Genomic DNA, 25,601 nt, shown 5'->3' with positions numbered 1-25,601 from the left:
GCGATCGCCTCATGCCGTCGTCATCGTTGCCCGGGCCGGGCTCAGTGCTTGGACTGCTTGCTGCGCGCCACCGCCCAGGCCAGCACCACCAGCAGCAGCACCACGAACAGCGCGATGGCGATGCCCGGCACGCTCCAGGAAAGGAAGTTGCGCCATTCGTGGAAGGCGCCTTCGCGCGGACCCGACGGAATGCCGGTTTCGGGATTGCTGCTGTCCACCCAGGCCAGCGGGCCGTCGCCACCGATCACGGCGATGTTGCCGCGATTGAGCAGGAAGGGCTCGCCCAGGCCGCCCGTCCACTCGCCGATGGCATGCCACAGCACGCCCTGCTGGCCGCCTGCCGTGACCACTTCGGCCGAGGACAGTTGCTTGAGTCCCTTGATGTCCAGCCAGTCCGCCGACTTGCCGCGGATGCGCAGCTGCTGCCGGTCCGTCACCGTCACCAGGGGCTTGGCGCCGTCCACCGGCACTTCCATGGCGACAAAGGGCATGGAGGGCTTGGCCGTTGCATCGGCCTGGGCCACGACCAGCTCGGCCTGCGAAGCCGACAGGCCGCTGGCGGCCGCCAGGTTGGCCATGCGCTCCAGCGCGGCCGGCGCCGCCGACAGATAGCTGGCGGGCACCAGGAACTGCGACTTGGCGCCCAGCAGCGGCAGCAGGCCGATGAAGCTGCCGTTGGCCTCGGCCTTGCCGGGCGTCACGTAGCTGATGGCCGGCAGCACGCTGGCGGGGTAGGGCTGGGGAATCTCGTTGCAGTCGGCCGAGTAGGGCTGGCGCTGCACGGAAACCCGCAAGGTGTTGTTGATGCCCAGCGCATAGCCGGGCACACGGGCGCGCAGGCGTTCGGGCTGGCCGTTGGCCTCCAGCTGGCGGGCCGACAGCAGCATGCCGTTCCAGAACAGCGTGGCCACGGGACGCGTGGCCGAGGCGCCGGGGGCGGCGGCCACGTACAGCGTGATCTCGCCCGGCATCTGGCCCTGCGAGGCCACGGCGCTCAGCGGGAAGTTCATCGTCCAGTCGCCGCGCGACAGCACGTCGAAGCTGTCGGGACTGCCGCCCAGGCTGGACAGGCGTATGCCCTTGGCCTCGTCCCATTGCGGGGGCTGGGCCGCGGCCACGGTCACGTTGTCGCTGACCAGCAGGCGCTGCAGGGCGGCCTCCTGCAGGCCGGCCACGCGCGCACCCGCGTCGGCGGCCACGGCCAGCACCATCTGGCGGCCCATGGGCAGGGCGCGCAACTGCTGCGAGGCCAGCGCCTCGTTGGCCAGCGGCGCGCGCCGGGCGCGCCATTGCTGCAGGGCCTGGCCCGCATCGGGGTCGGCCGCCAGCTGGGCCTGCAGGGCCGCGAAGGCGGCGGTCAGGCGCTGCTGCAGTGCCTTGTCGGCCACCACGATGTCTCCGCTGACCTGGGCGGCCCCCAGCATGAGCAGCGCGCCCAGTTCGGCGTCACTGGCCAGCTTGTGCTGGGGCTCGGCGCCGCGCAGTGCGGCAAAGGCGGGCACGCCGGCCAGGGCGGCGGGAACCTCCAGGCCGCGCAGGTCCAGCGTCTCCCCCACGGCGGGCAATGCGTTCACCGTCATGCGCCTGTTGTTGCGCTGCAGGCTGGCGCCAATGCGCCAGGCACTGTCGAACGAGGCCTGCTCCAGCTGCCTGCCCGCCACCAGCACGGTGGTGCGCACGGGCAGGGTGTTCCAGACATCTTCGATGCTGCGCACATCGCGCGGGTCCACGCGGTAGCTCAGCCGTGTCTGCGGCGAGATGGTCAGGGAGTTGGCCAGGGAATGGTTGTCATCGCATCGCACCTGGCCGTTGCGGCTGCGCCAGTTCACGCCCAGCCGCACGAAATCGCTGGCGCGGGCCTGCTGGGCGACGGGCAGCGTGCGCTGCAGCGTGCCGTCACCGTCGGGCACGGTCTGCGACACGGCGGGCGTGCCGTTGAGCGAGATCACCACGGTCGAGACACCGGGCTCGCCCTTGAGGTAGCGGCTGTCGAAGGCAATGCTGGCGTCGCCCAGCGGCAGGCCGCGCGGCACGGGCAGGTAGAAGTCCTGGGTGGCCGTGCCGGCCAGCACCACGGGATCGACGATGCCCAGGTCCTTGAGCGTGACGCTGCGCTGCAGCCCGTCGCTGGCGCCCAGCTGGCGTATGGCGTCACCCAGCGCCGAGGCCGAGGCCGTCTGCGCGAACAGGGCGCCCAGGCCCAGCAGCGAACCCAGCGCCCAGCGGGCCCCGGTGCGGGAAAGCGATTGGCGGATGGTCGGTTGCATGGGGGCCTCTTTTCTCACTTCGGTGCTCGATTCGTAATGCGCTTCGTGGACGTGGTGCGCGGTGTGGTGCGTGCGTGGTTCAGGCTGGCGCCATGCCCTTGGTCACGGCGGCCGCGATGCCCGGGACGGCCGCGGCGCCTGTGTGTCCGGCGGCAAACTCGTCGAAGGGCTGTCCCAGCAGGGCACGCACGATGCGCTGCGAGGCCTGGCCATCGCCATAGGGATTGATGCGGCGCGCAAACGAGGCGTGGTGCCCCTCGTCGGCCAGCAGCCGGTTGACCTCGGCCACGATGCGCGCGCGCTGCGTGCCCACCAGCAGCACGGTGCCGGCCGATACGGCCTCGGGCCGCTCGGTCACATCGCGCATCACCAGCACGGGCTTGCCCAGGTAGGGCGCCTCTTCCTGCACGCCGCCGGAGTCGGTCAGGATGATGTGGGCGCGCTGCATGAACCAGACGAAGTCCACATAGTCCAGCGGATCGATGAGGCGGATGTTGTCCATGCCGCCCAGCGTGCGCATGACCACTTCGCGCACGGCGGGGTTGAAGTGCACGGGGTAGACGATGAGCAGGTCCGGATGGCGTTGCGCCAGCTCGGCCAGCGCAGCGCAGATGTTCTGGAAGCCTTCGCCGAAATTCTCGCGCCGGTGTCCCGTGACCAGCAGCAGCGGGCGCTGCGCATCCACCCAGGGATGGCGCTGGGCAATGGCACAGGCCAGCTCGGGCTGGGCATCGAGCCGGTCGCACAGCGTGGCCAGCGCATCGATGACGGTGTTGCCCGTCACGGCGATGCGGCCCTGCAGGTTCTCGCCCAGCAGGTTGGCGCGCGACGTGGGCGTGGGCGCAAACATCCACTGGCTGACCACATCGACCACGCGGCGGTTCATCTCTTCGGGAAAGGGCTGGGCCAGATCGCCGGTGCGCAGGCCGGCTTCCACGTGGCCTACCGGAATGCGGCGGTGAAACGCTGCCAGCGCGCAGGCGGTGGCCGTGCTGGTGTCGCCGTGCACCAGCACGTAGTCGGGCTTTTCCTGCTCCAGCACGCCATCGGCACCTGCCACCACGCGGGAGAACAGGCCGTTGAGCGTCTGGTTGGGTTGCATGACGGCGAGATCGTGCTGCGCCTGCAGGCCGAACAGATCCATCACCTGGTCCAGCATCTGCCGGTGCTGGCCGGTGACGCACACCACGCTCTCGATGCCCCGCGTCTGCGACAGGGCCGTGACCAGTGGCGCCATCTTGATGGCCTCGGGACGGGTCCCGAAAAACGAAAGAATCTTCATGCCAACCCCTTTTGCGTTTTCCTGTGCTCTTCGCTTGTGCGTTCTTGTGCTGCGCTGTACCCGGCAGGGGCAGGACCCGTCTCAGCCCGAAGACGGGCCGGGCGGGCCGCAAAGCGGTGTGGAATATACGGCGGGTTTTTGGAATTTTCGATCGATTGCTCCGATTCGATTGAAAACTATCGTCAATTGAGAGAAATTGACGGAAGTTAAGAGGACTTGAGGGAGCTTGATGACCTTGCTTTCCATTGGGGAACCTCCGTCGAATCTCAAGCGCCGCAAGCCATGCGCGCCATGGGGCTGGATGCACGTTCGCGCCAGGGGTGCTGTTGCACAAAGCTGCGCGCCTGGGGGCTTTGTTGCAGCTAGTACATCACCGAAACAAGGATGTGCTTGTCAGACGCTTGCCTATTGCTGCCAGCTGCTGCCTATTGCAAGCCCTGGGGCGCGTCTGCGCAAGGCTTGGAGGGGGTGTCCGTGCTGTCGCTTTCCCTGATGTGCGGCCGGTGCGTGGGGCCGAGGCAGGGGCGGGCGCGGCGGGCGCAAACCTGGGCATGAACCTTGCCACAGGCCGGCCCGGAAACGAAAACGGGCCCCGTGTAGGGGCCCGTTTTGCTGGGTGTATGGCGGAGAGGGCGGGATTCGAACCCGCGGTGGGGATTAGCCCACACACGCTTTCCAGGCGTGCGACTTAAACCGCTCATCCACCTCTCCGAAGCCAGCGATTGTAGCAGTGATTTCGGGCGGTCACGGTAAGAAGCTGGAACCGGCAGCGATGCGGGTGTGCCCCGGTGCACCTTGCAGGTACAACCGGCAAGGCCGCCCCGGTCGTTCAGCCGCAAGCCATTTGGGATGGTGAATGGTTGCAGTATCGTGAAATCGGGCGAACTTGTGATGCGGGTCCATCAAGGAAATCCTCGGTGCGCACTATTTGCAGTGGGCAACCCATGGCGTATCCGCATTGATTCAGGTTTTCCTCAGCCCTTGCATTCGATGGAGGCAGATGTCGGGAGCTGTCATGTATACAAGAAGGTATTTTATTTGCTTTGTGAAATTGGGGTGAATTTCATGTAAGTCATTGATGTTGTTGATTTTTGTGCAAATGAAATTTATCTGGTTTGAAAGATTCCAGAATGCATCCTGGATGAATTGCAAATGTTGAATGCAATTCTCAAGCGCCGGATGCATTTTGCAACAGACGCCGCATGCCAGCTTGTAGACAATGCCTGCGGCGCCGGGCCTTGAAAGCCTGTTTCACGCCCATTGCGGCAGATTCCTCCTGTATTGCGGCGTATCGACAGCCCAGGCCAATCATAGAAACCCGCTATCACCATGGCTCACCATTCAATGCGCTCCGATTTTTACTGTGGCGGGGCGCTGCCATGGCGGGCACTGGCCTTGAGCCTTGCGGCGGTGCTGGGTGCCGGGGCGGCGTTCGCTGCCGGGACGCAGCGGCAGGTGCTGGAAAGCCTGCCGTCCGGCACGGCCCAGGGAGCGCCAGCCTATGAGTTGTCGCTGCCTGCCTGCACGGCGGCGCCTTGTCCCTTTGAGCTGAGGCTGGTGCGTGCAGGTGTGCAGCAGGGCCAGCCAGCGGCGCTGTCCTGGCCTGCGTCCAGGGGGCCGGCGCAATTGGCGCAGCCTGATCCGCTGTACGGCGTGGGTGATCCGCTGTCTGCGGCAGCAGGGCTCCAGCACCTTGAGCGCGTGTGGACGACTGGAGAGGAAGAAGACACCGTCACCGCTGCCGTGCGCAGCTTGCGCCTGCCCGGCGTGCAGGGCGGCTCGCGTGCGCTGCTGGTCACGCAGATGGGGGGCTTTGAGCATCCCAAGCGCCGCCATGCGCTGTATGTCGCCACCGCCCAGGGCCCGCACCTGGCCTGGCAGTACGACGAGCCCCAGGGCAACTACCAAAGCTGGGTGCTGGCACCCACGGGCCGGATTCCGGTGCTGCTGGTGCGCTATGCATCACCGCAGGACGATGCGCCCGACCAGATCGAGACCCGCAGCCTGCGCTGGAACAAGGGCCGGCAGGCGTTTGCCGAGCAGGCCTCGGCACCACCGGCCGCCGTGCAGGCCGTGGTGGCGGCGCGCTATGACAGCGTGGCGGCAGCGCGTGCCGCACGCGCGCAGCAGGCCGAATGCCTGGGCGCCTATTCCGTCGTGCGCACACGCCCCGCAGGCGCCGCACCCCATCACGCCCTGGTGCAGGTGGCGGCGGACATGGCGCAGGCGCATGCCGAATCGCTGCGGCTGCGTGCCTGTTCGGCCAGCCTGCAGCCGCGCACCGTGCCATTGGTGCACCTGCTGCCGGATGCCGGCCTGAAGCCCGGCAACAAACCCGACCGCAAAACCGACCGCAAACCCGAGCCCGCCCGCTGAGCCGTTGCTGCGGGCCATATCGACAACCACAACGAGGGGAGAAGCATGCCTGACATCAAGGACAGCGTAGGCGAGGGCGGCAGCAACCAGGTGCATGACGTGGCCCTGCTGCAGGCCATGCTGCGCGTGGTCAAGGACGCCAAGAACGCGCCGTATCTGGGCGTGGACTACGACGGCAGCTACGGCGCGCAGACGCGCGCCGCGCTGGAGCGTTTCCAGAACGACCACAAGCTGGCCGCCGCCAAGGCTGCGCCGGGCCAGCCGCAGGCCGGGGGTGCCAAGGAGGCGCTGGGCCTGGCGGCAGCCGGAGGGGCCACGGTGGCCAAGCTCAGCGGCATGCTGCCGGCCTCGCACCAGGGCATGCGCGCCGCGCAGAACTCCAAAACGGTGTACCTGGAGGCCAAGGCCCAGGACGTGGCCACCAGCAAGGCCGCCATTGCCAACGATGCGGAGTACGAGCCCACCTTCCGCGCCAAGCTGGCCAGCCTGGTGCAGCAGATGTATGACACGCACAAGATCGCGCTGTGGATCACGCCCACGGGGCGCCGGCGCACCTTTGCCCAGCAGGCCGCCGAGACCCAGACCAAGGCCGGCCCGGGCGAGAGCAACCACAACTTCGGCCGCGCGGCCGACATCGGCTTCAAGCGCTTCCAGTGGGTCAAGGGCGACGGCAGCATCGTCACCGACGCCGACTGGCTCAACCAGCTGGAAGCCGTCAAGTCCGCCGATGCATCGCGCTGGTGGAATGAGCGCGACAGCCTGGCGGCCAAGCAGGGCCTGCTGCCGCTGAAGTTCGAGCGCGTTCACCTGCAGGCATTCGCCCAGCAGGGGGTGAGCAACCAGCGCTCGCTGGCCAAACTGCTCAACGCCGTGTCGCAGAACAACATGGGCTGGAAATCCGCCTACCAGGCCGACCTGCAGTCCCAGGGCAAGCATTGGGTGAACGTGGGGTCCGCCAAGTCCATCTGGGCCGGAACAGCCTCCGTGACCAAGGCCGATCTTGCCAAGGCCCGCACGGCGGCCACCGGCAAGCAGGTCAAGGAAGCGCAGATCACCCAGAACGAGGTGGACGCCATGCGCCGCATGCTCAAGGCCGATTTCGAGCAGGCCGACCTGAACTGGTCCAAGTGGGCGCCCGTGCCCTGAGCCTGGCCGGACGCCTGCCGTGCAGGCAGGCGTCACTCCCATCGCATCTTCCGGAGAGAGCATCTTGAGAATCGACCCTTCGACGGGCGAGGTCGCCCTGCGCGCGCCACTGTCCCTTTCGCTGCCCCTGCCTGTGTCCCTGTCCGCGTCGCTTTCAGCGGCCCTTCCCGCAATGGACGCTGACGCAGCGCCGGGCGGGCCGCCTGCCATCCGTGCCCCGCAGGACGTTCTTTCGGGCGTGCGCGTTGCCTCGCAGCTGCTGCAGGACTTTCGCCCCATCACCGAAAGCATCGAGTGGGAACTGGGCCACCTGCACTGGGCGCAGGCCGGCCTGCTGACCTTTGCCGAGAACGAAGTGCCCTACGTGGTCAACAACAGCGGCCGCCTCTCGGAAGATGCGGCGGCCCTGCTGTTCCACCACTGCGCGGACACCGCGCCGCAAGGCGCCATTGCCGTGCTGGAATTGGGCGCCGGCTGCGGCCTGTTTGCGCGCATGTTCCTGCAGGCCTTCCGGCACCTGTGCCAGCAGGAAGGGCGTGATTTCGACCAGCGGCTGGTCTACTACGTCACCGATGGCTCTCCCCGCACGGTCGCGCAATGGCAGGAGCGCGCGCTGTTTGCCGAGTTCGGCGGCCAGGTCGTGGCCGGCTGCTGCGACGCCATGCGGCCCGAGGCCGTGCAGCTGCCGGACGGCAGCACGGTGCCCCTGCCGCCGCTGCATGCCGTGTTCTGCAACTACGTGCTGGACGTGCTGCCTGCCACCGTCGTGCGGCGGCAGGGCGATGGGCCGGTGCAGGAATTGCGCATACGCACCCGCCTCACCGATGACGCCCAGCTCGTGCGCCAGTACACCGCGCTGTCTCCGGGCGAGATCCGTGCGTTGGTGGACCATGCGGACGCGGCCCAGCGTGCGCGCCTGCTGCCCCTGGTGGGCCTGTTCGAGCAGGAGGTGGGCTTCTTCGACTGCGGCCAGGCAGCGCTGTCGCCCTGGGTGGATGCCGCCTTGTCCGTCAGCGAGGCGGCACCGCGCCTGCTGGTCAACCACGGCGCCTTTGGCGCGCTGCAGACGCTGCAGCAGCGGCTGGCGCCCAAGGGCCTGGTGCTCATCAACGACTACGGCGCCTGCACGCCCGAGGCGGCGGCCCAGGCGGGCGCCTCCCAGCGCTTTGGCCGCACCAGCGCCATCGGCCTGAACTTTCCGCTGCTGGCGCAATTGTTCGGGCGCGAGGGCTGGCAGGTGCTGGCGCCTTCGGGCGATGCGCAAAGGGCCATCCATGCGCGGCTGCTGATCGGCGAGGGATGCGAGCGCACGGCGGCAGCCTTTCTCAACCGCTTCAGCGCCGACGCGCAGCAGTTCTTCGAGGCCCCGGCCCATGAGGCCCGCACGCACCTGGAGTCGGGCCGCCAGGACGCCGCCCTGGAAAGCTACCGCCAGGCCATCACCCGCAGCCCGCGCGACTGGCGGCTGCTGGGCGAGGTGGCCGAATTCGTGGGCCTGCAGCTGCGGGACTTTGCCGCCGGCATCGAGCTGGCGCGCAGCGCGCTGGACCTCAATCCCTGGCTCAGTACCTGGCTGTGGAATGTGCTGGGCGACTGCCTGTTCTGCCAGGAGCAGTTCGCGGCCGCGCATGACGCCTACCTGCAGGCCGAAGGCATAGACCCGCGCGATGCGCGCACCCAGCTCAACCTGGCCTACACCTGGCAACAGCGCGGCGACCCGGCGCGCGCGCTGGCCTGCATCGCCCAGGGCCTGGCGGGGGATGCGCATGGCGTGCACACGCAGCGCCTGATGGAAAAGCAGCAGCAGATCCTGGCGCAGATCGCTGCCCTGCGCGCCTCGGAGCAGCAGCGGCTGGCCCAGCGCGCGGCACGGCTGCAAGGCGGGGCATAAGCCTGCCGGCAGCCCGCGGAAGTTCAGCGGTTGCGGCCCGCCAGCCGCACGGCCAATGCCGCCGCCGATGCCGCGCAGGCCAGGGCCACCACGCCGCTCCAGCCCCACTGCGCCAGGGCCAGTGCGCCCAGCGCCGAGCCCGAGGCCATGCCGATGAACACGCCCGTGAACAGCAGCGCATTGAGCCGGCTGCGTGCAGCGGGGTCCAGGCCATACACCAGGGTCTGGTGCGCCACCAGCGTCGCCTGGATGCCGAAGTCGAAACCGATGGCGCTGGCCACCAGCAGCGGCAGCTGTGCGCCGGCTGGCAGCCAGGGCGACAGTGCCAGCACGGCAAACGACGCCAGGGCCAGGCCCGCACCCAGGCAGGTCACGCGCTGCGGGCCGCTGCGGTCGGCCAGCCGGCCTGCCAGCGGCGCGGCCAGCGCACCGGCGGCGCCCGCCAGGCCCAGGGCGCCGGCTGCGGCGCTGCCCATGTGGAACTGCTGGTGCAGCATGACGGCCAGCGTGGACCAGAAGGCACTGAAGGCCACCGACAGCAGGCCCTGGGCCAGGGCCGCACGGCGCAGCGCGGGCTGGCCGCGCCACAGCTGCACCATGGAGCCCAGCAGCGCGCCATAGCCCAGTTGCGTGGTGGGCCTGAAACTGGGCAGCCCGCGCCACAGGGCCACCCCCAGCAGTGCCATGGCAGCGGCGGCCATCAGGTAGACGCTGCGCCAGCCGCCATGCTCGGCCAGCAGCCCGCTGACCACGCGCGACAGCAAAATGCCCAGCAGCAGCCCCGTCATCACCGTGCCCACCACCTTGCCACGCTGTTGCTCGGGCGCCAGCGTGGCGGCGGCCGGCACCACATCCTGCGCCAGGGTGGCAGCCAGGCCCACGGCCAGGCTGGCGGCCAGCAGCGGCGCCAGGCCCGGGGCCAGGCCGCTGGCCAGCAGGGCCAGCATCAGCGCGGCGGTCTTGGCCAGGATGATGCGCCGGCGGTCCATGCGGTCGCCCAGCGGGGCCAGCAGCAAAATGCCCAGCGCATAGCCCAGCTGGGTCAGCGTGGGCACAAAGCCCACGGCGCGCTCGCCCGCGCCCAGGTCGGGGCCGAGCACGCCCAGCATGGGCTGGCTGTAGTAGAGCGAGGCCACGCCCACGCCCGCCGTGGTCGCCATCAGCAGCACCAGCGACCGGGGCACGCCGGACGCCTTTTCGCTGGTGGCCGCCTGGTTATGCGTAGATTGAATGCAAGACATGTTGATCCGCCTATACGGCGTGTTTGAGAAACGATGGTCGTAGTGTGGTGCGATGCAGCAACCCACGGTAGTGGCTGCATCCGCAGAATCGATATACGCTTGGCGTATGACCATCGACGACCTCTCCCTGCCTTCGGGCGCAGACCGCATCGAACTGCTGCAGACCTTTGTGCGCATCGTCGAAAGCGGCAGCCTCTCGGCCGCCGCGCAGCAGATGTCCACCACCCAGCCCACGGTCAGTCGGCGCCTGCAGACGCTGGAGCGCGCGCTGGGCCTGCGCCTGCTGCGGCGCTCCACCCACGCCATGGCGCTGACCGACGACGGAGAGCGCTGCCTGGCCCATGCGCGCGAACTGCTCGATACATGGCGGGCGCTGGAGTCCGACCTGCGCGGCGCCCAGGACACGCCGCGCGGCCTGCTGCGCGTGGTAGCTCCCCACGCCTTTGGCCAGGACCAGCTCATGGCGCCGCTGCTGCAGTTCCTGGGCCGCCATCCGGCCGTCAAGGTCGAGTGGCTGCTGCATGACCGCCAGCCGGACTTCATTGCCGAGGGCATCGACTGCGCCGTGCAGGTGGGCGCCGTGGTCGATCCATCGGTGGTCGCGCTGCGCGTGGCCGAGGTGCCGCGCATTGCCGTGGCCGCGCCTGCCTTGCTGGGGCAGGGCAGCGTGCCCCAGCACCCGCGCGAGCTGCAGGGGCTGCCCTGGATTGCGCTGCGCACCTTCTACCAGCGCGAGCTGGAACTGCACCGCGTGGGCGATGAGCGGGTGTGCAAATCCTGGCGCCTGCAGTTCGAGCCCCGGCTCAGCACCGACAGCCTTTATGCGCTGCGCAACGCCGCCCTGGGTGGGCTGGGCGCGGCCCTGGCCTCGGCCTGGATCGTGCGCGACGATCTGGAGGCGGGCCGCCTGGTGCACCTGGCCCCGGACTGGCAGGCCGTGCCGCTGCCCGTGCACCTGGTGTATCCGCCGGCGCGCCACCAGCCGGCGCGCCTGCGCGCCTTCATCGCGGCCATGCGGGAGGTCATGCCGGGACTCACCGGAATGCGCGCGCCGCTGCCCTGAGCCCTTCGCCCGCCGCTGTTGCGGCGGCGCGTCACCGCCCGGTTTGCCAACGGTAAGCATGGCAACTGCATAGGATAATAAGAATCATTTGCGATCTTCTTCGCGATTGGCTTTTCCTCCATGCCGTCCCCCTCCACGCTACAATCGCCCGCCGAGCCCCTGCTGGCCCAGCTGGTGCAGCACTATGACGAACTGGTCGGTTTCCTGCGCCACCGCTTCGGCGATGAATGCCAGCCCCGCGAAATCGTCAACGAGCTGTGCCTGCGGTTGATGGAGCGGCCCGTTCCCCAGGGCATTGCCAACCCGCTGGCCTTTCTGCGGCATCTGGCGCGTGACCTGGCCATAGACCGCCACCGGGCCCAGGCGCGCCGGCCCGAAACGCCCTTCGATGGCGCCGAGCTGGAAGAGCGCCTTGCCCCCGCCGCAGCCATGCCGCTGTCCCCGCCCGAGCTGGCCGTGGCCGCCGCCCAGCGCCAGCGCGCGCTGCTGGTGGCGATAGAGCAGCTGCCCCAGGCCAGCCGCGAGGCCTTCATCCTCACCAAGCTCTACGGCATGCCGCAGGAAGAGGCCGCACAGCGCATGGGCATCTCGCGCGGCATGGTGGCCCGCCATCTGGCGCGTGCGCTGCGCGATGTGCAGCCCGTGCTCACGGCCGACCATGCCGCCTGAGATCACGCGCAGCACAGGCGGCACGCGCAGCGCGCGCCAGGGTGCTTCTGCGCAGTCTTCGGGGCGCAGCGCCCATCTGCCCGTCGATGACGCCCTGGCCCCCTTTGCCGACATGCTGCGCCGGCACCTGCCCACGCCCGAGGAAATCGAGCAGGCCGCCGCCCAGCGCCAGAAGCTGCGCCAGCGCAGGGCGCTGCGCGCAGGCACGGCTGCGGCCCTGGCGGCGCTGGCGCTGCTGCTCTGGGCCGACCCCGCGCTGCAGCGCCAGACCCTGGCGACCGCCGTGGGCCAGCGCCAGAGCTGGCAACTGGCCGATGGCAGCGAGGTGCGGCTGAACACCGGCTCGCGCGTGCAAGTGGCGCAGCACCTGCGCTCGCGCCGCCTGGTGCTGGACCAGGGGGAGGCGTCCTTCGAGGTATCCCATGCCTTCTGGCACGGCTGGGTGCCCTGGCTGCAGCGGCCCTTCACCGTGCAGGCCGGGGGCGTGGTGGTGCAGGACATCGGCACCGTGTTCGGCGTGCACCGCCATGAGGATGGTGCCGACATCACCGTGCTGCAGGGCAGGGTGCGCGTGCATTCCATGGACGGTGGCGGCGCACCCGTGGAGCTGTCCACCGGCCAGCACCTGCGCACGCGCGCCGGCCGGCCGCTGCCGCAGCTCGTGCCACCGGAGGCGGGCGACGGCGCCGCTGCCCTGGCCGCCCTGGCCTGGCGGGAGGGCCGCCTGGTGCTGGACGGCACGCCGCTGTCCGATGCCGTGGCGCAGATGCAGCGCTACCGCAGCGCACCCATCGTGCTGGCCGACCGGCATGCGGCGCAGCTGCGCATCTCGGGGCAGTTCGACCTGGACCGCATCGACCAGCTGCTGGACCTGCTGCCCCGCCTTGCCCCCGTGCAGGTGCGGCATGAGGACGACGGCCGCGTGCTGATCTCCACGCGTCACAGGTAGGCGCAGGTAGGCCGCCCGGCAGTTGTCCCTGCAGCCGCTGGCCTGATCCAGAAATTTTCCGTGGCCATGTGTACAAACCTGCGCGCTGCAGCGGCTTACAGGCAGACCGGCATCGCGCCCGGGCCCGATCAGGCCCTGGAGGGGCCTGCCGCCACCGCCGTACCCCGTATTCCGTATCCAACGCCTCAGGAGAGATGTCGCCATGAACCCTTCCCCTACCGTCACCGGCCTGCCGCGCCTTCGCATCGCGGCCCTGGCGGCCGCACTGTGCATTGCCGGCCTGGCCCATGCCCAGCCCCTGGCCGTGGACCTGCCTGCCCAGCCGCTGGCCCAGTCGCTGAACGCGCTGGCGCGCCAAAGCGGCGCCCAGATCATCTTCCTCACCGATGTGGCCCAGGGCCTGCAGGCGCCCGCGCTGCGCGGCACGCTGGAAGTGCGCGAGGCCCTGCAGCGCCTGCTGGCCGGCAGCGGCCTGCAGGTGCGTGCGCAGGATGAGCGCACCTTCACCGTGGAGCGCAGCGGCGGCCCGGCTGCCAGCTCCGGCGCGGCAGGCGCCGTCATGGCAGAAGTGCGCGTGCTGGCCTCGCGCGCGGAGGACACGGCCTACTACGCCCCCTCGGCCGCCAGCGGCACCAAGACCGAGGCGCCGCTGCGCGACGTGCCCCAGACCATCAATGTGATCCCCCAGCAGGTCATGCGCGACCAGGCCGCCACCTCGCTGCAGGACACGCTGCGCAACGTGGCCGGCATCGGCCTGTCGCACGGCGACGGCCAGCGCGACCAGGTCAGCATCCGCGGCTTCACCAGCATTGGCGACCAGTTCGTGGATGGATTCCGCGACGATGCGCTGTATTTCCGCGACCTCTCCAACATCGAGCGCGTGGAAGTCGTCAAGGGCCCGGCCGCCGTGCTCTATGGCCGGGGGTCCTCGGGCGGCCTGGTCAACCGCGTGACCAAGAAGCCGGGCGTCAATGTCTCCGACGTGGCCGTCAGCATTGGAAGCTGGGCCGACAAGCGTGCCGAGTTCGATGTGGGCCGAGCGCCCGAAGGCAGCGACTGGTCCTGGCGCGTCACCGGCGCCGCCGAAGACGCCAACAGCTACCGCAGCCAGCAGTTCCTCAAGCGCGAGACCATCGCCCCATCCGTCATGTGGAAGCCGGACGGCAACACCTCGCTGACGCTGCAGGCCGAGCTGCTGCGCGACAAGCGCGTCACCGACTTCGGCATTCCCGCCTATCGCGGCCGCCCCGTGGATGTGGCGCCCGGCACCTACTACGGCTCGGCCAATGCGCGCGATGCGGACACCTCCGAATCCACCGTGGGCTCCTTCACCGCCACCTTCAACCACCGCTTCTCGGACACGCTGCGCGTGCGCAACGCGCTGCGCTACTACCACTACGAGCTGGACCGCCAGAACACCTTGCCGGCCGGCACCACCAACGAGGCGGCCGGCACCGTGGCACTGACCCGCTCGGGCGTGGACCGCAACGAGCACGGCATCTTCAACCAGACCGAGCTGATCCAGAATTTCAGCACCGGCAGCGTGCAGCATGAAGTGCTCTACGGCCTGGAGCTGGGCCAGCAGAACAAGGATGCGCTGTCCTACAGCGGCGGCACCCTGGCCAACGTGAACCTCTGGAACCCCGTGCTGCCCGTGGCCCCGCTCAACGGCGGCGGCACCCTGAGCGGCAGCACGCTCAACCGCTACCTCACGCGGGCCCTGTACCTGCAGGACCAGGTCACGCTGTCGCCGCAGTGGAAGCTGCTGGTGGGCCTGCGTTATGACCGCTTCGGCCAGGAAACCGACAACCGCCTGGCCGGCCAGAGCGACTTCAGCCGCACGGACTCCACCTGGAGCCCGCGCGCCGGCCTGGTGTGGCAGCCCGATGCCGTGCAGTCCTATTACCTGTCGGTCAGCCGCTCCTACCAGCCTTCGGCCGAGATGTTTGCGCTGTCGGCCACCAATGCCGCCATCAAGCCGGAAAGCACCACCAACTATGAAGTGGGCGGCAAATGGGACCTGATGGACGGCAAGGCCATGGCGACGGCATCGCTGTTCCAACTGGAACGCACCGACATCAAGACCACCAACCCGGCCCAGCCCACCCAGCTGATTCCCATCGGCACGCAGCGCACGCGCGGCCTGGAGCTGTCACTGTCCGGCGAACTGCGCCCCGGCACCCAGGCCACCTTCAGCTACGCCTACCTGGATGCCGTGGTCACCGAATCCACCACCGTGGACGCCGGCCAGCCCGTGCAGGGCAAGCGCGCCACCATCACGCCGAGGAACTCCCTGTCTGTCTGGCTCACCCAGCGCCTGGGCGATGCCTGGACCGTGGGCGGCGGCCTCAACTACGTGGGCGACCGCTTTGCCAACCCCGGCAACACCGTCACGCTACCCGCCTACACGGTGGTGGATGCCATGGCCCAGTACCGCATCGGCCGTGCCACCACGGTGCAGCTGAACCTGCGCAACCTGTTCGATCGCCGCTACATCGTCTCGGCCCACGGCACCAGCCCCAACCTGAACCTGCCGGGTGCGCCGCGCAATGTGATGGTGACGCTGCGGCACAGCTTCTGAGGCCGCGCCGGCAGCGCCGGCCTCTGCAAAAGACAAAGGCCCACGCAAGTGGGCCTTTGTCCATTTGGGCCGTGCCGTTTACTCGGTCGCCTTCTTCAGCGAGTCCTTGGCGTTGTCTGCCGACTGCTTGGAGCGCTTCTTGTGGTAGTCCGACTTGACGTTGTTCACGGCCTTGCCGACCGGGCCGCTGTCCTTGGCCTTGGCGTCGGCCTGCTTTTCCTTCACCTTGTGGTCTGCGGCGTCGGCGGCCTCGGAGGCGGCCTTGCCCACCTGGGCGTGGGCGGGCGACAGGCCTGCGGCGAAGGCTAGGGAAATGGCGGTGGCAAGCAGCAGTTTTTTCATGGAATAGGTGTCCTGTGATGAAGTGGCTGCATGGTGCGCCAGTGCGCTGGTGCCGCCTTGTAGGAGCAGGGCTGTGCTGTGCGCGGGCACTGCGGCCCAAGCGCAGAAGGGCTTCCGACGGTAGCTTGCTTCGGTGTCCGACATGGGGCAGCCGGCCGAGCTTCTAGCCTTGGACCAACCCCCGCCAACACCCAAGAAGGACACACCATGATCACAGCCGAACCCACCATGACCAACCTCTTCGATCAGCTGGGACTGGATTCCAGCCCGGAGGGCATCCGTCAGTTCATTCTTTCGCACCGCCTGGAGAAAAACACGCTGCTGGTGGACGCGCCGTTCTGGACCGACGCGCAACGCGCCCTGTTCTCGCAGCAGTGGCATGCCGATGCGACCTGGGCGCTGGTGGTGGACCAGCTCAGCGAGGCCTTGCATTCCGAACCCGACCTGGACGCCGTGCCTGCCCCGGCGGCTTCCGAGCACGAGCAGGAAGCGCGTCCCTGATCCTGTGATGCAACCGCTTGCGATGAATCCGTGCTGCTTACAATTTTCGCGGCGCATTCAACCCATTTGCCTACGGAGTCGCTCACATGCTGACCTCGAATGGTCTGGCGTCGGCCTCTCCAGGCTCCGACGCTCTCTTGCCCCTTGACCCGGGCCACGCCGTTCTGGATGCGTTTCCCGACGCCGTCTTTGTCGTTGGGCTCGACGGCCGCCTGGCCCACTGCAACCGCCAAGCCCGCAGCCTGCTGGACCACTCCGGAGATGCGCTGGAGGGCAGCGTTTTCGAAGAGCGTTTCGTCGCCCAGGCTGCGCGTTCAGGCTGGGCAAGCCGCCAATGGGAGCCTCCTGCCCAGGCCGCACAGCCCCGGCAGGCCAGCTGCTGGCCGCTGCTGACCTGTTCAGGGCGCGAGCGGCCGGTGGCTTCGAGCACATCGCGCATACGGCTGCCGGACGGCAGCCCGGCGTTGCTGCTGTGCGTGCGCGAGGCCGATGCGCACCCGCCTGCAGCGCCGCCGTCCGCGCCGCCGGCCGCGCCCCCGCCCCTGTCCAGCCCGCTTTCCAGCGCCGAGCGCAGCTTTGCCTTGCTGGTGCAAAGCGTGACCGACTATGCGATCTACATGCTCGACCCCGAAGGCCGCATCGTGAGCTGGAACCTGGGCGCCAAACGCATCAAGGGCTATGAGGAGGAGGAGGTCCTCAACACCCATTTCTCGCGCTTTTACACGCCCGAAGACCAGCAGGCCGGGCTGCCGCAGGCGGGGCTGCGCACGGCGGTCAGCACGGGCCGCATGGAGGCCGAAGGCCTGCGCGTGCGCAAGGATGGCTCGCGCTTTTGGGCCTCGGTGGTCATCGATGCCATCTACGATGACGGCCGGCTGATCGGCTTTGCCAAGGTCACCCGCGATGTGACCGAGCGCAAGGCCGCCGAATCCCAGCTGCGCCAGGCCTTGAAGATGGAGGCCATCGGCCGCTTCACGGGCGGCGTGGCCCATGACTTCAACAACCTGCTGATGGCCGTGCTCAGCAGCCTGGAGCTGCTGCGCAAGCGCATGCCGCCCGACGAGCGGCTGCGCGCGCTGGTGGAGACCGCCACGCGCGGCGCCCAGCGTGGCGCCTCGCTGACCCAGCGCATGATGGCCTTTGCGCGGCAGCAGGAACTGAAGACGGAGGCCGTGGACGTGGCGGTGCTGCTGTCGGGCCTGCAAGGCCTGCTGCAGCAGGCGGCCGGCCCGCATATCTTTCTCAAGATGGCCCTGGCCGCCAACCTGCCGCGCATCCTCACCGACCCCAGCCAGTTCGAGAGCAGCATGCTCAACCTCGTTGCCAACTCGCGCGACGCCATGCCGGGCGGCGGCGTCATCAAGATCGCGGCGGCCGTGGAAACGATGCTGCCGCGCCAGCTTGCAGGCCTTGCCGCAGGCTCGTATGTCTGCGTCCGCGTGGAGGATACGGGCGAGGGCATGGACGAGCAGACGCTGTCCCGCGTGGTCGAGCCCTTCTTCACCACCAAGGGCGTGGGCAAGGGCACCGGCCTGGGCCTGGCCATGGTGGACGGGCTGGTGGCCCAATCCGGCGGCAAGCTCGTGCTGCACAGCACACCGGGCAACGGCACGACGGTGGAGATGTGGATGCCCATCTCCAAGGACGAGAGCACGGCCTGCCACCTGGGCACCCAGCGCACGCAGGACGTGGGACCCATGGACGTGCTGCTGGTGGACGACGACCCGCTGGTGCTGGCCAACGCCTCGGCCCTGCTGGAGGACCTGGGCCACCGTGTCACGGCCCTCGGCGCCGGGCAGGAGGCCATCGACCTGCTGGCGCGCCAGGCACGCTTTGACGTGGTCATCTCCGACTACGCCATGCCCGGCATGAACGGCGTCGAGCTGGCCGAACACATTGCGCAGCGGTATCCAGGCTTGAATTTCATCCTGGCCAGCGGCTTTGCAGACATACCGGCGCTGCCGCCTGGAATGACGCGGCTGGCCAAGCCGTATTCGCAGGAGGATCTGAGCCAGTTGCTGCATCAGTTGGTGAGGGCGTGAGCACCCATGGAAATGGCCTGCGAAGCGTTTTCGCAAGCCATCACATCAAGATGGCAGGGTGGAAACAATGGCGCGATTGGCCTGCAGGTGGGCTTCAATCGACGCCAATTGCGCGTCGTAATCACTGATGACCTGCTGCGCGGAGGTACTCCGCGGCATCCTTGTTTTTAGAAAAACAAGAACGGGTATGACGATCAAGGAAAGCATCCACGCCAACGTGAGCGCAGTGTTGAGGGCAGTCATCTTGATCTGGTTTTCTCGGGCAATCCAAAGCCAAAGCTGCCCATACATGCCAAGTCACCCGGCCGTATTCATTGCATGGCCCATGGGCAGCGAGCCGGGCAGCGTAGCGCTGAATGCGGCGGGTTTGACCAGGCTGCATGCGCAGCCGGACCTGCTCCAGTTGTTGCAGCCGTGGGGGAGGGCTCAGACACCTGCCTTCTCGAACAGCCGGCGCAATACCTGCATGGGCAGGAACCTGACCTTTCGCCGTTTCAGTTCCCGCCGGAACAGGCGCTCACGTTCAATGAAGTTGATCTTGGGTTTCATCTTTTTTTGGGGCTGCAATGGACGAAACGCGCCAATCTACTGGTGAACGCCGCAGCTCCTGTAACACCGTGTCAGCGATGCTTCGGGATTGCCGGTTGCCGCTCGGCCCTATGGCCCGCGCCATTGGGCATGCCGCACGCCAAGCTGCAGCTGCTGGATGCGGCGGTGGATGGTGGAGCGGCTGACGCCGAGCTGGCGCGCCGCCTCTGAGACGTTGCCCTGGCATTGGGCAAGCAGTTGCTCCAGCGCCTGTGCGGCGGGCTCGCTGGTGTTGCTGGCCAGGGCGGCGGTGCAGGGCGGGGTGCCGTGCAGTGCGTCGGGCAGGTGGTCGGGCTCGATGGTGCCGTCGCCATCGTTCCCGCACAGGGCTGCGGCGTAGCGCAGCGCGTTGTGCAGTTCGCGCAGGTTGCCGGGCCAGGCGTGCGCGGCCAGCAGCGCGCGGGCCGCGTCGCCCAGGTGCAGATGGCTGCCCAGCGTGGCCAGCATCTGGTCGGCAATGGCCTGCAGGTCGCTGCGCTGGCGCAGGGCGGGCAGTTGCAGCTCGGCGGCATTGAGGCGGTAAAGCAGGTCTTCGCGGAAGCTGCCGCGCCGCACCAGTTCGGCCAGCGGGCGGTGCGAGGCCGAGATGACGCGAACGGACACGGCCCGTGGCGCGCGGGCGCCCAGCGGGGTGATTTCGGATTCGGACAGGACACGCAGCAGCTTGGCTTGCAGGGCCAGTGGCATATCGCCGATCTCGTCGAGGAACAGCGTGCCTTCATGCGCCGCGGCGATCAGGCCCTCGCGGCCCTTGCTGGCGCCGCCGGTCCAGGTGCCGGGCAGGTAGCCGAACAGCTCGCTTTCCAGCAGTGCCTCTGGAATGGCCGCGCAGTTGATGGCGACGAAGGCGCCGCTGCGGCCGCTGCTGGCATGCAGCGCGCGGGCCAGGTATTCCTTGCCTGCGCCGGTCTCCCCCTGCACCAGGATGGGCAGCGTTTGCGGCGCGAGCCGTGCGGCCTTGCGCAGCAGCGTCTGCAGCTTGGCATCGCCCGTGTCCAGCGCCTGCAGCGCTGCCGGCAGCGGGGGCTGCGCCGGCATGGCCTGCGCGCGCAGGCGGCGTGTCGGGCGCTGCGGCTCCATGGCATGGGCGAAGAGGATGCTGCCGTCGCGGGCGCGGATGATGCGCTCCTGCGCCGGGCGATGGCGGCGCAGCTCGGGCAGGTGGCGCAGGTCCACGTCGAAGAAGCGCTCCAGCGGCTGGCCGATGAGCTTGTGGCGCTGGCGCCAGTCCAGCTGCGCGGCGGCCACCAGCAGGCGGGCGCCCGCGTGGGTCATGGCACGGATGCGGCCCCGTGCGTCCACGCTGATGGAGGCGTCGGGATCGACGTCGAGGAAATCGGGCGACTGCGCCAGGCGCACCACCCAGTCCTGGCCGGACTGCGCCATCAGGTTGGCCTGCTCCACGCGCCGCGCGGCGGCCACGACGAGGTTCAGCGCCAGGTTCTGGCTGGCCCGCTCGGCAGGCGAGCGCAGCAGCGACAGGTCCAGCACCGCAGCGAGTTCGCCGTGCATGTCGTAGATGGGCGCGGCCGTGCAGGACAGGCCGGTGTGGGTGAAGTCGAAATGGTCGCTCTGGTGCACGGTCAGCGCCTCGCCCGTTTCCAGGCATGCGCCCACGGCCGAGGTGCCCGAGTGGTCCTCGCGCCACTGCGCGCCCAGGTACAGGCCTGCGCGGCGCAGGTCGCCAGCGTCGGCCTCGTGCCCGAGGAAGTCCACGGCCACGCCGTGCCGGTCCGCCAACAGCAGCACGTAGTCCAGGCCCTTGAGCTGCTGGTACAGCCGCTCCAGCGCATGGCGGGCGATGTGGATCAGCGGCTCGGACTCCTCGCGGTGCGCGCGCAGCTGGCCGTCGGTCACGATGTGGGCTTCGCTGGTATGCGCCGGGTCAAGCCGGTGGGAGTCGATGCAGCGGCGCCAGCTGCGCAGCACGGCGCGGTCGCGCTCTTGGCCGCGGTTGGAGTAGCCGAGGCCGAAGGCTTCGATTTCCTGGATGTGCGAGGCGTAGGACTGCAGGGGCATGGCGTGGAGTCGATGCGGGCTTTGAACGTGCCGCAGACGATTCTGTGCCCTGCACGGTGCAGCGCCAATCAAGACTTACCCACTGCCCCTGCTGCGCTGCAGCACGCCTGGTGCGACAGGTGTCGCAGGGCTGCCCCACCTGTCGCGGGTGGCAACGCCGGGCAGCGGGTTGCAAGGCCCAGGGTTTGTACCGGAGGCGTGCAGGCAACCCCTTGATTTGCCTGGCGCATCCTGCCGCCGGGCCTGTCTGGCATGGTGATTGCGTAAGAGCGCCTGCCCGAAGAAAAACCAGCGGGCATGACCGCATCAAGGAGACAACCATGACCGATACGACGCCCAATGCCCGCGCCAAGGCGCTGCTAGACCAACTCAACCATGCCCTGGGGGACCGCGACTTCGCGGCCGCCAGCCGCCTGTTCGCCGATGAATGCTATTGGCGCGACCTGGTGCTGCTGACCTGGAACATCAAGACCATGGAAGGGCGCAGCCAGATCGCCGACATGCTGGCTGCGCAGCTCGACGCCGCGGCGCCCGTTCGCTTTTCGCTGGACGAGCGTGAGACGGTGGAGGAGGCCGATGGCGTGGTGTCCGCCTGGATCGTGATCGACACGCGCCATGCGCGCGGCGGCGGCCATGTCCGTATCAGGGACGGGCGCATCTGGACGCTGCTGACGGCCGCCCAGGAGCTCAAGGGCCATGAGGAACCCATGGGCACGCGCCGCCCGATGGGGGCCGAGCACGGCATCCGGCGTGGCCGCCAGACCTGGCTGGAGCGCCGCCAGCAGGAGGCCCAGGAGCTGGGCCGCAACAAGCAGCCTTTCGTGCTCGTCATCGGCGGCGGCCAGGGCGGAATTGCGCTGGGCGCGCGGTTGCGCCAGCTGGGGGTATCGCACATCGTCATCGACCGCCAGGCGCGCCCCGGCGACCAGTGGCGTAACCGCTATAAATCGCTGTGCCTGCACGACCCGGTCTGGTACGACCACCTGCCGTACATGCCGTTCCCGGACAACTGGCCCGTGTTCGCGCCCAAGGACAAGATCGGCGACTGGCTGGAGATGTACACCAAGGTGATGGAGGTCAACTACTGGCCCTCCACCGATTGCCTGAACGCCCGCTTCGATGAGGACAGGCAGGAATGGGAAGTGACCGTGGAGCGCAACGGCGAGACGCAGGTGCTGCGCCCCAGGCATGTGGTGTTCGCCACCGGCATGTCGGGCAAGGCGAATGTGCCCAAGATCAAGGGCCAGGACGTCTTCAAGGGCGAGCAGCAGCACTCGTCCCAGCACCATGGACCGGACGCCTATGCGGGCAAGAAGGTGGTGGTGATCGGCGCCAACAATTCAGCGCATGACATCTGCGCGGCCCTGTGGGAGCACGGCGCCGATGTGACCATGGTGCAGCGCTCGTCCACGCACATCGTGCGCTCCGATTCGCTGATGGACATCGGCCTGGGCGACCTGTATTCGGAGCGCGCCGTGGCCAGCGGCGTGACGACCAGGAAGGCGGACCTGATCTTCGCCTCGCTGCCCTACCGCATCATGGCCGACTTCCAGGTGCCGGTGTACGACCGCATCCGCGAGCGCGACGCGGACTTCTACCGCCAGCTGGAGGCGACCGGCTTCATGCTGGACTTCGGTGATGACGACTCCGGCCTTTTCATGAAGTACCTGCGCCGCGCCTCGGGCTACTACATCGACGTGGGGGCCTGCGATCTGGTGATCGACGGCAGCATCAAGCTGCAGGCGGGCAAACAGATCAGCCACCTGTCGGAAAACGCGGTGGTGCTGGCCGATGGCACCGAGCTGCCGGCGGACCTGGTGGTCTACGCGACCGGCTATGGCTCCATGAACGGCTGGGTGGCCGACCTGATCAGCCAGGAGGTGGCAGACAAGGTGGGCAAGGTCTGGGGCCTGGGCTCGGACACCACCAAGGACCCGGGACCGTGGGAGGGCGAGCAGCGCAACATGTGGAAGCCCACGCAGCAAGAGGCGCTGTGGTTCCACGGCGGTAACCTGCACCAGTCGCGCCACTATTCGCTGTACCTGGCGCTGCAGCTCAAGGCGCGGCAGGAAGGCCTGCCAGTGCGTGTCTATGACCTGCAGCAAGTTCATCACCTGCGGTAAGGCCGAATAATCGCCATGGGGCGGCTGTGCCGCCCGCCAACCCAGCCTTGCAAAACAGAAAGTTCAATCATGAAAGCAGCACGTTTCTACGACCGGGGCGACATCCGCATCGAAGACATCCCCGAACCCGTGGTGGAGCCCGGCACCGTGGGCATCGAGGTGGCCTGGTGCGGCATCTGCGGCACGGATTTGCATGAGTTCATGGAAGGGCCGATCTTCATTCCGCCCTGCGGCCATCCGCACCCCATCTCGGGCGAGTCCGCACCCATCACCATGGGGCACGAGTTCTCCGGCGTGGTGTACGCCGTGGGCGCGGGCGTCGACGATATCAAGGTCGGTCAGCACGTCGTGGTGGAGCCCTACATCGTGGCCGACGACGTGCCCACGGGGCCGGGCGACCACTACCACCTGTCCAAGGACATGAATTTCATCGGCCTGGGCGGGCGCGGCGGCGGGCTGTCCGAGCGGATTGCGGTCAAGCGCCGCTGGGTGCACCCGATCTCCAATGCCATTCCACTGGACCAGGCCGCGCTGATCGAGCCGCTGTCCGTGGGCCACCATGCCTACACCCGCAGCGGAGCGAAGGCGGGTGATGTGGCGCTGGTCGGCGGCGCAGGCCCCATCGGCCTGCTGCTGTCCGCCATCCTGAAGGCCAAGGGCCTGACGGTGGTCATCACCGAACTGAGCGCCAAGCGCAAGCAGAAGGCGCGTGAATCGGGCGTGGCCGATCACATCCTCGACCCCTCCGAAGTGGATGTGGTGGCCGAGGTGATGAAGCTCACCGGCGGCAAGGGCGTGGATGTGTCGTTCGAATGCTCCAGCGTGAACAAGGTGCTGGACACGCTGGTGGCCGTGACGAAGGCCACGGGCGTGGTGGTGATCGTGTCCATCTGGAGCCATCCGGCCACCATCAACGTGCACAGCGTGGTCATGAAGGAGCTGGACGTGCGCGGCACCATTGCCTACTGCAACGACCACCAGGAAACTATCAAGCTGGTCGAGGAGGGCAAGATCAACCTCGAGCCCTTCATCACCCAGCGCATCCAGCTCGATGATCTGGTGGCGCAGGGCTTTGACACGCTGATTCACAACAACGAATCGGCGGTGAAGATCATCGTGCAGCCACGGCTCAGGTAGCCCGGGCGGCAGGCCTGAATCGAACCCGCTGCGATCAGGAGCGGGTTCGCCCGATTCCTGTCGTGCGGTCACACGCTGCACAAAGAAAAAAGCCCTTGATTGAATCAATCAAGGGCTTAGATCATTTTGGCGGAGAGGGCGGGATTCGAACCCGCGGTGGGGATTAGCCCACACACGCTTTCCAGGCGTGCGACTTAAACCGCTCATCCACCTCTCCGAAGACCGCGATTCTAGCATCGATTTTTGGGGGCGGCGGCGAAGTTGCCTGCCTGCGTGATCGGCATGCCTTGGACGGCTGGCACTTGCGGCATGGCCCGCACCTGCGCCTGCAGCCACTTGCACAGGGTGTCGAGCCGGGCAGGCGCGGCGGTGCTGCGGCGAAGTGCCAGGTAGCGGTAGCCGGAGGCCGTGAAGCCGAAGGGTGCCAGCAGGCGGCCGGCCTGCACGTCGTCCATCACCAGGTGCCAGGGAGCAACGGCTGCACCCAGGCCGCGCAGCGCCGCTTCCAGCGTGAAGTAGTAGTGCTCGTAGACGGGGCCGGCCGCTGCGGGCTCGGCCATGCCCATGGAGTCGGCCCACAGGTCCCAGGCGTTGCGCCGGCCGCGCGTGTGCAGCAAGGGGAGGCTGGCCAGGTCCTGGGGCCGCGCGACAGGCCCGGCCATTGCGGGGGACATCACGGGGCCCAGGTACTCGTCGAAAAGCGGCACGGCCAACTCATCGTCTGCAATGGCCTGGCCGCTGCTGTCGCGGTCGGTGGGGATGGCCGTGATGAGCAGGTCGCAGCCTTCGCGTGCAGCGTCGGTGCCGGTGTCCGTGGTGCGCAGGCGCACCTCGATGCCGGGGTGGTGCGCGTGGAAGTCGAACAGCCGGGGGATCAGCCATTTGACGGTGAAGGTGCTGAAGCAGGCCACGTCCAGCGGGCCTTCGTGGGCGTCGCCCAGGCTGCGCACCGCCTCATGGATCTGCTCGAAGGCCTGGGTGAGCGCGGGCTGCAGGGTGCGCGCCGCTGCGGTGAGCGTGGGGCGGGCCTTGGTGCCCGCGAACAGCGCCAGGCCCAGGTGCTGCTCCAGCTGCCGTACCTGGCGGCTGACGGCGCCGGGCGAGACGCACAGCTCGTCTGCCGCCGCCGTCATGCGGCCCAGGCGTGCGGCAGCTTCAAAGGCGCGCAGGGCGGCCAGCGGGGGCAGGCGGCGGGTCATGGGTGGGGTCATGAGTCGGGTCACGAGTCGGGTCACGGGCGGGTGGAGGCTATGTGAGTTCCAGGTACATAGAACCGGCCAAATCATCGCTTTTCAGGCAATGGGCCGGTGGATAGATTTGCCGCTTCGGCCGGCAATTCCTGCATGGATTCTGGCCGGACTCTCCCTCTCCATTCGATCCCAAA

At 68.3% G+C, this 25,601-nt stretch carries 19 protein-coding genes and 2 tRNA genes; 11 read left to right on the top strand and 10 right to left on the bottom strand.

What is annotated here, in order from left to right; all coding sequences use genetic code 11:
- Positions 1-41: 41 nt before the first annotated feature.
- From IB269_RS19185 to IB269_RS19175, 3 genes are all read right to left on the bottom strand, one after another.
- On the bottom strand, positions 42-2,267 hold the full coding sequence (locus IB269_RS19185; protein WP_192367999.1) for a hypothetical protein: 2,226 nt from the start codon (positions 2,265-2,267) through the stop codon (positions 42-44).
- Between the two features lie 79 nt (positions 2,268-2,346).
- Positions 2,347-3,549, bottom strand: a complete 1,203-nt coding sequence (gene wecB, locus IB269_RS19180) for a non-hydrolyzing UDP-N-acetylglucosamine 2-epimerase (protein WP_099752978.1) — start codon at positions 3,547-3,549, stop codon at positions 2,347-2,349.
- Positions 3,550-4,170: 621 nt separating this feature from the next.
- Positions 4,171-4,260: transfer RNA gene (locus IB269_RS19175), tRNA-Ser, on the bottom strand.
- A gap of 684 nt (positions 4,261-4,944) precedes the next feature.
- Here IB269_RS19175 and IB269_RS19170 point away from each other — a divergent pair.
- The 3 genes from IB269_RS19170 to IB269_RS19160 all read left to right on the top strand — a co-directional run bounded on the left by IB269_RS19170 (position 4,945) and on the right by IB269_RS19160 (position 8,962).
- Positions 4,945-5,925 carry a hypothetical protein gene (locus IB269_RS19170; RefSeq protein WP_225614195.1) on the top strand — a complete coding sequence of 327 codons (981 nt, stop codon included), beginning with the start codon at positions 4,945-4,947 and terminating at the stop codon, positions 5,923-5,925.
- A gap of 45 nt (positions 5,926-5,970) precedes the next feature.
- Positions 5,971-7,071 carry a peptidoglycan-binding protein gene (locus IB269_RS19165; protein WP_034392104.1) on the top strand — a complete coding sequence of 367 codons (1,101 nt, stop codon included), beginning with the start codon at positions 5,971-5,973 and terminating at the stop codon, positions 7,069-7,071.
- A 64-nt stretch (positions 7,072-7,135) separates the two neighbouring features.
- Positions 7,136-8,962, top strand: coding sequence for a tetratricopeptide repeat protein (locus tag IB269_RS19160; RefSeq protein WP_192367998.1), 1,827 nt, complete (start codon positions 7,136-7,138; stop codon positions 8,960-8,962).
- 23 nt (positions 8,963-8,985) lie between these two features.
- Here the strand turns inward: IB269_RS19160 and IB269_RS19155 are convergent, their stop codons facing one another.
- Positions 8,986-10,203, bottom strand: a complete 1,218-nt coding sequence (locus tag IB269_RS19155; protein WP_192367997.1) for an MFS transporter — start codon at positions 10,201-10,203, stop codon at positions 8,986-8,988.
- Between the two features lie 106 nt (positions 10,204-10,309).
- Between IB269_RS19155 and IB269_RS19150 the strand changes: the two genes are divergently transcribed.
- The 4 genes from IB269_RS19150 (at position 10,310) to IB269_RS19135 (ending at position 15,465) form a co-directional block, all read left to right on the top strand.
- Positions 10,310-11,266 carry a LysR family transcriptional regulator gene (locus IB269_RS19150; RefSeq protein ID WP_192367996.1) on the top strand — a complete coding sequence of 319 codons (957 nt, stop codon included), beginning with the start codon at positions 10,310-10,312 and terminating at the stop codon, positions 11,264-11,266.
- A 120-nt stretch (positions 11,267-11,386) separates the two neighbouring features.
- Positions 11,387-11,935 carry an RNA polymerase sigma factor gene (locus IB269_RS19145; RefSeq protein WP_192367995.1) on the top strand — a complete coding sequence of 183 codons (549 nt, stop codon included), beginning with the start codon at positions 11,387-11,389 and terminating at the stop codon, positions 11,933-11,935.
- Positions 11,925-12,884, top strand: a complete 960-nt coding sequence (locus tag IB269_RS19140; protein ID WP_192367994.1) for a FecR family protein — start codon at positions 11,925-11,927, stop codon at positions 12,882-12,884. Before IB269_RS19145 ends, IB269_RS19140 begins: the two co-directional genes overlap by 11 nt.
- 202 nt (positions 12,885-13,086) lie before the next feature.
- Positions 13,087-15,465 (top strand): TonB-dependent siderophore receptor, encoded by a 2,379-nt coding sequence (locus IB269_RS19135; RefSeq protein WP_192367993.1) that lies wholly within the window; start codon positions 13,087-13,089, stop codon positions 15,463-15,465.
- Positions 15,466-15,543: 78 nt separating this feature from the next.
- Here the strand turns inward: IB269_RS19135 and IB269_RS19130 are convergent, their stop codons facing one another.
- Entirely contained in the window at positions 15,544-15,807 is a 264-nt protein-coding gene (locus IB269_RS19130; protein ID WP_013803063.1) for a hypothetical protein, read from the bottom strand.
- A gap of 207 nt (positions 15,808-16,014) precedes the next feature.
- Here IB269_RS19130 and IB269_RS19125 point away from each other — a divergent pair, with 207 nt between their 5' ends.
- Together IB269_RS19125 and IB269_RS19120 are read left to right on the top strand one after the other, a co-directional pair.
- A complete protein-coding gene (locus IB269_RS19125; RefSeq protein ID WP_012204803.1) occupies positions 16,015-16,308 on the top strand; it encodes a DUF2789 domain-containing protein in 294 nt (97 codons plus the stop codon).
- An 86-nt stretch (positions 16,309-16,394) separates the two neighbouring features.
- Positions 16,395-18,350: a PAS domain-containing sensor histidine kinase gene (locus IB269_RS19120; protein ID WP_192367992.1), complete on the top strand. Its 1,956-nt coding sequence runs from the start codon at positions 16,395-16,397 to the stop codon at positions 18,348-18,350.
- A gap of 45 nt (positions 18,351-18,395) precedes the next feature.
- Here IB269_RS19120 and IB269_RS19115 read toward each other — a convergent pair whose 3' ends face one another.
- The 3 genes from IB269_RS19115 to IB269_RS19110 form a co-directional block, all read right to left on the bottom strand.
- Complete coding sequence (locus tag IB269_RS19115; protein ID WP_043781540.1) at positions 18,396-18,593, bottom strand: hypothetical protein; 198 nt, start codon at positions 18,591-18,593, stop codon at positions 18,396-18,398.
- A gap of 183 nt (positions 18,594-18,776) precedes the next feature.
- Entirely contained in the window at positions 18,777-18,899 is a 123-nt protein-coding gene (locus tag IB269_RS29195; RefSeq protein WP_013803059.1) for a hypothetical protein, read from the bottom strand.
- Positions 18,900-19,007: 108 nt separating this feature from the next.
- Positions 19,008-20,957, bottom strand: a complete 1,950-nt coding sequence (locus IB269_RS19110; RefSeq protein WP_192367991.1) for a sigma-54-dependent Fis family transcriptional regulator — start codon at positions 20,955-20,957, stop codon at positions 19,008-19,010.
- A gap of 320 nt (positions 20,958-21,277) precedes the next feature.
- Between IB269_RS19110 and IB269_RS19105 the strand changes: the two genes are divergently transcribed.
- On the top strand, positions 21,278-23,080 hold the full coding sequence (locus IB269_RS19105) for an NAD(P)/FAD-dependent oxidoreductase (RefSeq protein WP_192367990.1): 1,803 nt from the start codon (positions 21,278-21,280) through the stop codon (positions 23,078-23,080).
- A 69-nt stretch (positions 23,081-23,149) separates the two neighbouring features.
- Entirely contained in the window at positions 23,150-24,217 is a 1,068-nt protein-coding gene (locus IB269_RS19100) for a 2,3-butanediol dehydrogenase (protein WP_013803056.1), read from the top strand.
- Between the two features lie 127 nt (positions 24,218-24,344).
- On the opposite strand, the gene IB269_RS19095 is transcribed toward IB269_RS19100, so the two are convergent.
- Positions 24,345-24,434, bottom strand: a tRNA-Ser gene (locus IB269_RS19095).
- Positions 24,435-24,447: 13 nt separating this feature from the next.
- On the bottom strand, positions 24,448-25,416 hold the full coding sequence (locus IB269_RS19090; protein ID WP_192367989.1) for a LysR substrate-binding domain-containing protein: 969 nt from the start codon (positions 25,414-25,416) through the stop codon (positions 24,448-24,450).
- Positions 25,417-25,601 lie beyond the last annotated feature (185 nt).

It is taken from the genome of Delftia sp. DLF01 (assembly GCF_014852125.1).
Lineage (GTDB): Bacteria > Pseudomonadota > Gammaproteobacteria > Burkholderiales > Burkholderiaceae_C > Comamonas > Comamonas acidovorans.
Note: the sequence above shows the minus strand (reverse complement) of the source record. Positions and strands in the feature narration are given on the sequence as shown.

Bases quoted from the DNA above. Each gene is read 5' to 3' on its own strand.
- IB269_RS19120 (WP_192367992.1), top strand. From the start codon at position 16,395: ATGCTGACCTCGAATGGTCTGGCGTCGGCCTCTCCAGGCTCCGACGCT.
- wecB (WP_099752978.1), bottom strand. From the start codon at position 3,549: ATGAAGATTCTTTCGTTTTTCGGGACCCGTCCCGAGGCCATCAAGATG.
- IB269_RS19145 (WP_192367995.1), top strand. From the start codon at position 11,387: ATGCCGTCCCCCTCCACGCTACAATCGCCCGCCGAGCCCCTGCTGGCC.
- IB269_RS19165 (WP_034392104.1), top strand. From the start codon at position 5,971: ATGCCTGACATCAAGGACAGCGTAGGCGAGGGCGGCAGCAACCAGGTG.
- IB269_RS19125 (WP_012204803.1), top strand. From the start codon at position 16,015: ATGATCACAGCCGAACCCACCATGACCAACCTCTTCGATCAGCTGGGA.
- IB269_RS19115 (WP_043781540.1), bottom strand. From the start codon at position 18,593: ATGACTGCCCTCAACACTGCGCTCACGTTGGCGTGGATGCTTTCCTTG.
- IB269_RS19155 (WP_192367997.1), bottom strand. From the start codon at position 10,203: ATGTCTTGCATTCAATCTACGCATAACCAGGCGGCCACCAGCGAAAAG.
- IB269_RS19185 (WP_192367999.1), bottom strand. From the start codon at position 2,267: ATGCAACCGACCATCCGCCAATCGCTTTCCCGCACCGGGGCCCGCTGG.
- IB269_RS19130 (WP_013803063.1), bottom strand. From the start codon at position 15,807: ATGAAAAAACTGCTGCTTGCCACCGCCATTTCCCTAGCCTTCGCCGCA.
- IB269_RS19105 (WP_192367990.1), top strand. From the start codon at position 21,278: ATGACCGATACGACGCCCAATGCCCGCGCCAAGGCGCTGCTAGACCAA.
- IB269_RS19135 (WP_192367993.1), top strand. From the start codon at position 13,087: ATGAACCCTTCCCCTACCGTCACCGGCCTGCCGCGCCTTCGCATCGCG.
- IB269_RS19100 (WP_013803056.1), top strand. From the start codon at position 23,150: ATGAAAGCAGCACGTTTCTACGACCGGGGCGACATCCGCATCGAAGAC.
- IB269_RS19090 (WP_192367989.1), bottom strand. From the start codon at position 25,416: ATGACCCGCCGCCTGCCCCCGCTGGCCGCCCTGCGCGCCTTTGAAGCT.
- IB269_RS19110 (WP_192367991.1), bottom strand. From the start codon at position 20,957: ATGCCCCTGCAGTCCTACGCCTCGCACATCCAGGAAATCGAAGCCTTC.
- IB269_RS19150 (WP_192367996.1), top strand. From the start codon at position 10,310: ATGACCATCGACGACCTCTCCCTGCCTTCGGGCGCAGACCGCATCGAA.
- IB269_RS19140 (WP_192367994.1), top strand. From the start codon at position 11,925: ATGCCGCCTGAGATCACGCGCAGCACAGGCGGCACGCGCAGCGCGCGC.
- IB269_RS29195 (WP_013803059.1), bottom strand. From the start codon at position 18,899: ATGAAACCCAAGATCAACTTCATTGAACGTGAGCGCCTGTTCCGGCGG.